This window comes from Plasticicumulans sp. (genome assembly GCF_035331805.1).
GTDB lineage: Bacteria > Pseudomonadota > Gammaproteobacteria > Competibacterales > Competibacteraceae > Plasticicumulans.
The window spans coordinates 1-7,701 of record NZ_DAOLKE010000168.1 but is presented as its reverse complement, the minus strand read 5'-3'; the positions used below and the strand labels follow the sequence as shown (position 1 = coordinate 7,701).

Sequence of the window (7,701 nt, the reverse complement as noted above, 5' to 3'; positions counted from 1 at the left end):
CTGCTGCGGGCAGATGAAGTGGATGTGCGTGTCGAGGCCGCCGGCGGTGACGATCAGCCCCTCGCCGGCGATGACCTCGGTGCCGGGGCCGATGACGATGCTGACGCCCGGCTGCACGTCGGGGTTGCCGGCCTTGCCGATCGCGGCGATGCGCCCGTCCTTGAGGCCGATGTCAGCCTTGACGATGCCCCAGTGATCGACGATGACCGCGTTGGTGATGACGGTGTCGACCGCGCCCTGCGCGCGCGTGAGCTGCGACTGGCCCATGCCGTCGCGGATCACCTTGCCGCCGCCGAACTTCACCTCGTCGCCGTAGACGGTGTAGTCGGCCTCGATCTCGATCAGCAGCCCGGTGTCGCCGAGGCGCACGCGATCGCCCGTGGTCGGGCCGTACATGTCGGCATAGGCCTGCCGGCTGATGCGCGCCATCTCAGAGTTCCCCCATCACGTCGCCGCGAAAGCCGTAAACACGGCCCTCGCCGGCGTAGGCCACCAGCGTCACCTCGCGCGTCTGTCCGGGCTCGAAGCGCACGGCGGTGCCGGCCGGGATGTCGAGGCGCATGCCGCGCGCGAGCGGACGCTCGAAATCGAGCGCCGGATTGGTCTCGAAGAAGTGGTAGTGCGAGCCGACCTGGATCGGCCGGTCGCCGGTGTTGGCGACCGCGAGCACGACGCTCGGCCGGCCGGCGTTCAGTTCGATGTCGCCGTCTTCGGGCAGGATTTCACCGGGAATCATCGTCGCGGCACTCCTCGGGAACGCAGGATCGGGGCGGGGGCGGATGCGCGGTGTCAGACCGACCAGCCATGCCGCCTTGAAACCCCCTCCCCCTCGCGGGGGCAGGGGCTGGGGACAGGGGAAAACCGGGCTTCAGCGCCGGACCGGCATCAGACGATCGGCTGATGCACGGTCACGAGCTTGGTGCCGTCCGGGAAGGTCGCCTCGACCTGCACCTCGGGGATCAGCTCGGCGACGCCGTCCATCACGTCGGCCCGCGTCAGCAGCGTGCGGCCCCAGCTCATCAGCTCGGCAACGCTGCGACCGTCGCGCGCGCCTTCCATCAGCGCACACGAGATCAGCGCGACGGCCTCGGGGTAATTGAGCTTCAGGCCGCGTGCCCGGCGCCGCTCGGCGAGCAGGCCGGCGGTGAACAGCAGCAGCTTGTCCTTCTCCCGGGGAGTGAGTTCCATGGTTCGGGCTCTCCGCGTCAGGGATGTGAGGGGAATCAGGGATGTGATGGGAAACGGCGTGCAAACGTCAGCCGGCGCGATCAGGTCGCCCAGACGCGCGGCGGGGCCGGGGCTTCGCCGCCACCGGCCGTGCGCCAGTCACGCCAGATCGCCGTGAACAGCCGGCGCGCCTCGGCGGCATCGGGTCCACGATAGCGGGCGACGAGCAGATCGTCGCAGTGCGTGAGGCCGAGCCGATCGGCGCTGCCGAGCGATTCGCGCAGCCGGGCGAGCCGCTCGCTGCAGGCACCGGTCGCAACCAGCGTGGCGAAGGTGACGTGGCCGCCGAGGCCCCAGGCCGCGCGCGCCAGCGCCGAGCCCGGCCGGCACGGCGTGTGTTCGAGCAGCAGCGGCCGGCCGTCGCGCCAGAGTTCGAAGCCGAAGCGCGCCTCGCCGTGCGTCCAGCCCTCGCCGGCCGCCGGCCGGCCGAGGCAGACGATCTCCCAGGCGCAGGCGGCGGCATCGCCGGCGAGTTCCAGCCGCGTCGTGCTCGCAAGCCGCGCGCCGTCAAAGACGATGGTCTCCTGCGGCAGCCAGTCGAGCCGCGCCCCGGCGCCGACCCGCAGCAGCTGCCGCTGCAGCGCCCGCGCGCCGGCACTGCGGTAGAAGCGGCTCGCCGAAGGTGTGGTCAGCAGCGCGCGGGCACCGGGGGCGAGCTGCACGTCGAGCGCGAGCCCGTCACCGCCGACCACGCCGCCCGGCGGGTGCAGCAGATAGACGTGGCAGCTGCCGTCCGCCTCGGGATGGAACGGCCGCTGCACGCGCAGCGGGCCGCGATGGGCGCTGTGCACCAGCGCGGTGCGCGCTGCGACCGGCGCAAAGCCGAGTTCGAGCCGCGCCTGCCAGCCACCGGCCACATCGCTGCGCAGCGCGGCCGTCATGCGAGTCCTGCCGCTTCAGACCGGTGACGGGTGGCACCGGCAGCGTCAGGGGCCGGCGGGCCGGGGTTGCGGATCAGGGCATCGGGCATCGGACAGGACTCACGACAGGGCTGCGCCGGCTGATACACGTTTCGGGCCGTCCGCGACAAGCCCCTGATCCGGCCCGGGGCGCCGCCGCCGTGAGCGGCACAGTCGATGAACTTTCGTTTACCTAGTGCGAACTGCACCGGCGCGCAGATTTCGCGGAATTCAAAACTTAATTTTTATTCATGTATTTATCCGAGACAGGCACTCGGGTATGGATTCTGACCCCTGCAGACCGCTCTTGCGCAGCGCACCATGCCTGCCTACGCTGCAACGCGACATCTCCGGATGTTCTCCTCCTGTGGTGGTATCTGGCCGGGCCCGAAAAGCCCGGCCTTTTGTTTGTGCGTCAGCGGATTACGCCGGACTGCGCAGTCCGTCCGTCAGCCGCCGGCCGCCACGTCCAGCCCGATCGGACAGGCGACGCCGGTACCGCCCAGCCCGCAGTAACCGCCCGGGTTCTTGGCCAGATACTGCTGGTGGTAGGCCTCGGCGTAATAGAACACCGGTGCCGGGCGGATCTCGGTCGTGATCGTGCCGAGGCCGCGCGCATCGAGCGCCTGCTGGTAGGCGGCCTTCGAGGCTTCGGCGGCCGCGAGCTGCGCATCATCGAAGGCATAGATGCCGCTGCGGTACTGGGTGCCGACATCGTTGCCCTGGCGCATGCCCTGGGTCGGGTCGTGCGCTTCCCAGAAGGTCTTCAGCAGCGCCTCGTAGCGGGTTTCGGCCGGGTCCCAGACCACCAGCACCACCTCGGCATGGCCGGTGCGGCCCGAGCAGACCTCCTCGTAGCCCGGATTCGGCGTCAGGCCGGCGGCGTAACCGACCGCGGTGCTCCAGACGCCGGGCTGCTGCCAGAAGCGGCGCTCGGCGCCCCAGAAGCAGCCGAGGCCGAACATCGCCTGCTGGAAGCCTTCCGGGAACGGCGGGCGCAGCGCGTGGCCGTTGACGTAGTGCTTCTCGGGCACGCGCATCGCGACCTCGCGCCCGGGCAGGGCCTCGCCGGCACCGGGCAGGGTGAGCTTCTTGCCGAATCCGAACATGATGCAGTCCTCCGCGGACGGTTCGCCCCGGCGGGGATGTCCGGGGTCGCCCTTCAATAGGGTCCGGGGCTTACGCATGCAAGGGCGCAGCGGACGCAGGCACGGCCCTGCGCGTACCGCGGACGTGACACGGCGTTGCGCGCCGGTGAAAACCCGGACACCCGAATCCGGTCCCATTCCGGTGCGGTGAACGCCTCACCGTGCCATCGGGAGTCGTTGCCATGAAGCTCCATCGAAGCCTGCCCGTATTGCCGCTGCTCGCCGCGCTCGCCGGCAGCGGCTTCGCGCTCGCACCGCTGCCGGCGGGCGCGGACACCGTGATCATCATCCGCGACGCCCCGCCGCCGCCGCGTTACGAGCGGCGCCCGGGCGCGCGCCCCGGCCACGTGTGGGTGCCGGGTCACTGGGGCTGGTATCGCGGTCATCACGTCTGGCGGGCCGGGCACTGGGTCAAGGCACGCCCGCACCGGCACTACGTCGAACCGGTCTGGGTGCATACGCCGCGCGGCTGGCGCTACGAGCCGGGCTACTGGCGCCGCTGAGCGGACCGGGCGCCACCGCCGTGGCACAGACGCGGCGCCGGCTCAGAGCAGGCAGGCAAACGGCGGCTCGTCTTCCTCGATGTCGACCGCCGGCTTGTCCAGCAGTCCGGCGGCCGCGATTTCTTCGAGCGCGATCGTGCGGCGTGCCTCGGCGCCGTGATGCCAGGCATCGAGCAGCCAGCGGCCGCGGCAGTGGAACAGGTACTGCGGCGAGTATTCGCCGGCGATGAACTCGCCTTCCAGGCGCAGGCGCAGGCGCGACAGCACGGCCTGGGCGATGGCGGCCATGTGCGCGGGCTGCACGCGCCGGGCGCCCGGCTCGCTGACGCGGATGCGCCGCCACGCCGAACCGCTCACGCCGGGTTGCAGGTCGACCAGCCGCGCCACCCGCCGGCGCAGCGGCTCCAGCGCCTGCGCCAGCGGTCCGGGCGGAATCGGCCCGAGCAGCGCCTGCAACTGCAGCACGGTGTCGAGTTCGGCGGCGTTCAGCCACATCGCCGGCAGCGTGTAGTCGTCGGCCTCGGGGCGGCGGTAGTGATACTCGGCGCCCTCGTGTTCGAGCGGGGCACCCATGCGATCGCGCAGCAGTTCGGTCAGTTGCAGCACGGTCGCGCGGCTGCAGCCGAGTTCCTGCATCAGTCCGTCGATGGTGATCGGCGTGCGGCGTGCACAAAACAGCTCGTGCATGCGCTGGAGCTTGGTCAGGCGATACATGGCGGATGTCCCTCTCATCCATCCGTGGCAACGCGACACAGAATAATACGATTTGCCGGCCATTCCGTACGGCAGATGGCGTAATCCGCCCCGCCTCATGCCTGCAGGATCTGTGATCCGGACCGGCTGCACGCAGGCCCGGGCCTTGCGGCCGCAGACCTTGGGTCAGCGCTGCCAGCCGGACGCTGCGCCGCCGGTGCTGCTCAGTAACCGCGGGCCGGATCGACGCGACCGGGCACGGCCGTGGCGCCAGCCTCGATCGCCGTGATGGCGGCGGCGATGCTGTCGAGAGCCGCGTCGATGCGCGTCAGCGCCGCGATGTGCGGCGTGACCGTGACCTCCGGATGATCCCGCAGCGCATGACCGGCCGGCAGCGGCTCCTGCCCGAACACATCGAGCACCGCCGCCGACAGCCGGCCCCCGGCGAGCGCGGCCAGCAGGTCGGCCTCGACCACGTGCGCGCCGCGCGCGAGGTTCACGAACAGCGCCCCGGGCATCAGCTGCGCGAACACCCGGCCATCGAGCAGGCCGCGCGTGCCGGCGGTCAGCGGCAGCAGGTCGATCAGCACGCCGGCGCCATCGAGGCAGGCCATCAGGGCTTCCGGTCCCGCGAAGCCCTCGACGCCGGCCAGCGCCCGCGGCGAACGGCTCCAGCCGCGCACGCGATAGCCGAGTCCGGCGAAGGCGGAAGCCACCGCGCCGCCGAGCGCGCCGAGGCCGAGCACGGCGATCAGCGGTCGCGGCCGTGGCGTCAGCGTCCGCCATTCGCCGCGCGCCGCGAGCGCCTCGTATTCGTCGAAGCGCCGCTGCCAGCGCAGCACGGCGTGCAGCGCGTATTCGACCATCTGCGCGGCCATGCCGGCGTCTTCGAGCCGGTACAGCGGCACGCCGGGCGGCAGCACATCGGCACCGAGCAGCGCATCGACGCCGGCCCCGAGCGCGAAGGCCGCACGCAGCCGCGTCTGCCCGAGGAGTGCCGCCGGCGGCGGATTCCACAGCAGCGCGTAATCGGCCGGCGGCGCTGCAACCTCCGGCGTCCGGATCGTGAAGCCGGGCACGCCCAGGCCGGCCGCGCCGAGCCGCGCGGTCAGTCCGGCCTGCCAGCGCTCGGCCTCGCCGGGGGCGGCGTTCGGGTGACAGAACAGGATCTGCATGACCTGCGTCCTCGCCGGCGGCCGGGACCGGCTTGATAGACTGGCCAGTCTAGGGGGCCGAACGCCCGCACGGGATCACCGCATGTCGCTGACAGCCAGACTCAAGGAACTCGTCGTCGGCGCGCCGCGCGACCCGCTGGTCGCCGAGGCGCGCCGGCGCACGGCGCTGCTGACCGTACTGGCCTGGGCCGGACTCGGCGCCGACGGTCTTTCATCCGTGTGTTACGGCCCCGAGGAAGCCTTCCTCGCGCTCGGCCAGCACACGCACCTCGGCCTGTACCTCGCCGTCGCGACCTTCGCGACCGTGTTCGTGATCGCGCTCGCCTACAACCAGGTCATCGAGCTGTTCCCGGGCGGCGGCGGCGGTTACAAGGTCGCCACGCAGCTGCTCGGCACGCGCGCCGGCCTGGTGTCGGGCGCGGCGCTGATGGTCGATTACGTGCTGACCATCGCCATCTCGATCGCCGCGTCGATGGATGCGCTGTTCTCGCTGCTGCCGCCGGGCTGGGGCGGCGCCAAGCGCTACATCGAGCTGACGCTGCTGCTGCTGCTGGTGCTGCTGAACCTGCGCGGCTACCGCGAGACCATGCGCGTGCTGCTGCCGATCGCGCTCGGTTTCGTGCTCGTGCATGGCGGCCTGCTCATCTGGGGCATCGGTGCCCACGCCGGCCAGCTGCCGGACCTGATCCGCGCCTCGGTCGCCGAAACCGGCTCGCTGACCGCCGACGTCGGCTGGCTGATGGTCACCGGCCTGTTCCTGAAGGCCTATTCGCTCGGCGGCGGCACCTACACCGGCCTCGAAGCGATCTCGAACAACGTCAACCGCATCGCCGAACCGCGCGTGCGCAACGGCAAGCGCACGATGGGGCTGATGGCGCTGACGCTGGCGATGACCGCCGGCGGCCTGATCCTGCTGTACCTGCTGTGGGCCGCCGAGCCGGTCGCCGGCCAGACGCTGAACGCCGTGACCTTCCGCTCGCTGATCTCGACCTGGCAGGTCGGCGACACGCTGCCCGAGCAGCTGCTGCTGTGGCTGGTGCTGCTGCTCGAAGCCGGGCTGCTGCTGGTGGCCGCCAACACCGGCTTCTACAGCGGCCCCGGCATGCTCGGCAACATGGCCGCCGACGCCTGGGTGCCGCGGCATTTCCGCTCGCTGTCGGCGCGGCTGGTCACGCAGAACGGCGTCGTGCTGATGGGCGCCGGCGCCTTCGTGATCCTGCTGTGGTCGGGCGGCGAGGTGTCGCTGCTGATCGTGCTGTACACGATCAACGTGTTCCTGACGCTGTCGCTGGCGCTGGCCGGGCTGGTCTGCCACTGGTGGCGCGAGCGCCACGACGACCCGCGCTGGCTGCGGCGGCTGTCGCTCGCGCTCGCCGCCTGCTGCCTGACCTCCGGCATCCTGCTGGTGACCACGGTCGAGAAGTTCGCCGAGGGCGGCTGGGTGACGGTGCTGATCACCAGCGCCGTCATCGCACTCTGCGCGGTCGTGCGCCGCCACTACGACGCCGTGCGCGACGAACTGCGCAAGGTCGATGCGCTGCTCGCCCCGCCGCTCGGCCCCGAGGAGGACGACGAACCGCGCCCGCCGAAGGTCGACCGCAGCGCCGCGACCGCGATCTTCCTGGTCGGCCAGAACCGCGGCATCGCCATCCACGCCTTCCTGTGGGTGTTCCGGATGTTCCCGGGGCACTTCCGCAACTGCGTGTTCCTCGCCGTCGGCGAGGTCGACGCCGGCGCCGTCAACGGCCAGAACGCGCTGCGCTCGCTGCGGCTGCGCACCGAGAACTCGCTGCACTACTTCGTGCGCGTCTGCGCCCGCAACGACATCGCCGCCGAAACCCGCGCCGCCTTCGGCCCCGACCCGGTCGAGGAGCTGCACCGGCTGACCGTCGAGGTCATGGACGACTTCCCGAACAGCGTCTGCTTCGCCTCGAAACTGATCTTCGCCTCCGACTCCTGGCTCGGCCCGATGCTGCACAACCAGACCGCGCTGTCGATGCAGCGGCGCATGCACCTCGACGGCCGGCAGATGGTCATCGTGCCGCTGAAGGTCTGA

The 7,701-nt window shown here is 71.2% G+C and carries 8 protein-coding genes and 1 pseudogene; 2 read left to right on the top strand and 7 right to left on the bottom strand.

What is annotated here, in order from left to right; genetic code table 11:
- The 5 genes and pseudogenes from ureC to msrA all read right to left on the bottom strand — a co-directional run.
- Positions 1 to 429: pseudogene (ureC, locus tag PKE44_RS12105) on the bottom strand (urease subunit alpha); the annotation flags it as partial.
- Between the two features lies 1 nt (position 430).
- Complete coding sequence (locus PKE44_RS12100; protein WP_324551499.1) at positions 431 to 736, bottom strand: urease subunit beta; 306 nt, start codon at positions 734 to 736, stop codon at positions 431 to 433.
- 149 nt (positions 737 to 885) lie between these two features.
- Positions 886 to 1,188 carry an urease subunit gamma gene (gene ureA, locus PKE44_RS12095; protein ID WP_324551497.1) on the bottom strand — a complete coding sequence of 101 codons (303 nt, stop codon included), beginning with the start codon at positions 1,186 to 1,188 and terminating at the stop codon, positions 886 to 888.
- 80 nt (positions 1,189 to 1,268) lie between these two features.
- The gene (locus tag PKE44_RS12090; protein ID WP_324551495.1) at positions 1,269 to 2,108 is read right to left on the bottom strand and encodes an urease accessory protein UreD; all 840 of its coding nucleotides are present in this window, start codon (positions 2,106 to 2,108) and stop codon (positions 1,269 to 1,271) included.
- A gap of 467 nt (positions 2,109 to 2,575) precedes the next feature.
- Positions 2,576 to 3,235, bottom strand: a complete 660-nt coding sequence (msrA, locus tag PKE44_RS12085; RefSeq protein WP_324551492.1) for a peptide-methionine (S)-S-oxide reductase MsrA — start codon at positions 3,233 to 3,235, stop codon at positions 2,576 to 2,578.
- Positions 3,236 to 3,456: 221 nt separating this feature from the next.
- Between msrA and PKE44_RS12080 the strand changes: the two genes are divergently transcribed.
- Positions 3,457 to 3,777 (top strand): hypothetical protein, encoded by a 321-nt coding sequence (locus PKE44_RS12080; protein ID WP_324551490.1) that lies wholly within the window; start codon positions 3,457 to 3,459, stop codon positions 3,775 to 3,777.
- 42 nt (positions 3,778 to 3,819) lie between these two features.
- Here PKE44_RS12080 and PKE44_RS12075 read toward each other — a convergent pair whose 3' ends face one another.
- On the bottom strand, positions 3,820 to 4,491 hold the full coding sequence (locus PKE44_RS12075) for a hypothetical protein (RefSeq protein ID WP_324551488.1): 672 nt from the start codon (positions 4,489 to 4,491) through the stop codon (positions 3,820 to 3,822).
- Between the two features lie 203 nt (positions 4,492 to 4,694).
- The gene (locus PKE44_RS12070; protein ID WP_324551486.1) at positions 4,695 to 5,645 is read right to left on the bottom strand and encodes a glyoxylate/hydroxypyruvate reductase A; all 951 of its coding nucleotides are present in this window, start codon (positions 5,643 to 5,645) and stop codon (positions 4,695 to 4,697) included.
- An 82-nt stretch (positions 5,646 to 5,727) separates the two neighbouring features.
- Between PKE44_RS12070 and PKE44_RS12065 the strand changes: the two genes are divergently transcribed.
- Complete coding sequence (locus tag PKE44_RS12065; RefSeq protein ID WP_324551484.1) at positions 5,728 to 7,701, top strand: APC family permease; 1,974 nt, start codon at positions 5,728 to 5,730, stop codon at positions 7,699 to 7,701.